1 protein-coding gene is annotated in these 559 nt (G+C 77.3%); it reads left to right on the top strand.

The window, feature by feature from the left end:
- Positions 1–143: 143 nt before the first annotated feature.
- Positions 144–559: shikimate dehydrogenase family protein (locus DQW85_RS21680; RefSeq protein ID WP_420819173.1), on the top strand; the 416-nt coding region annotated here is incomplete at its 3' end.

The following is a 559-nucleotide window of genomic DNA, read 5'->3' as shown; positions in this document are numbered from 1 at the left end:
GGCCGGCTGCGACGCCCGGCGGGCACGAGAGGCGGCCGTAGGGCGGGTGGCCGATCGCAGCGGTGGCCGGCGGCGGCACCGGGGCTCCCCCCGGCCGTCCGGTGCGGCTGTAGGGTGCTGGCAGTCGAAGGGAGCAGGTGATCATGCGGGCCGCTGTGATGGGGTCGCCGATCGGGCACTCGCTCTCACCCTGCCTGCACCGCGCCGCCTACGCGGCGATGGGCCTGGACGGGTGGAGCTACGAGGCGATCGAGTGCGACGAGGCGGCGCTTCCCGCGACGCTCCGGCGGCTCCGGCCGGTCAGGGGCGAGGCACCCGGCGACGGCGAGCACGTCTGGGCGGGCCTGTCGCTGACGATGCCGCTCAAGCGGGCCGTGCTGCCGCTGCTCGACACGGTCTCCGGCCTGGCGGTGGAGGTGGGCGGGGCGAACACGGTGGTGTTCCGCGACGGCGCCGCGCACGGCGACAACACGGACGTCCACGGCATCGAGCGGGCCCTGACCGAGGCCGGGGTGCCCGCGCCCCGCTCGGCGACCGTGCTCGGCGGCGGCGCCACGGC

The sequence above is a fragment of the Nonomuraea lactucae genome (genome assembly GCF_003313395.1).
Lineage (GTDB): Bacteria > Actinomycetota > Actinomycetes > Streptosporangiales > Streptosporangiaceae > Nonomuraea > Nonomuraea lactucae.
Note: the sequence above shows the minus strand (reverse complement) of the source record. Positions and strands in the feature narration are given on the sequence as shown.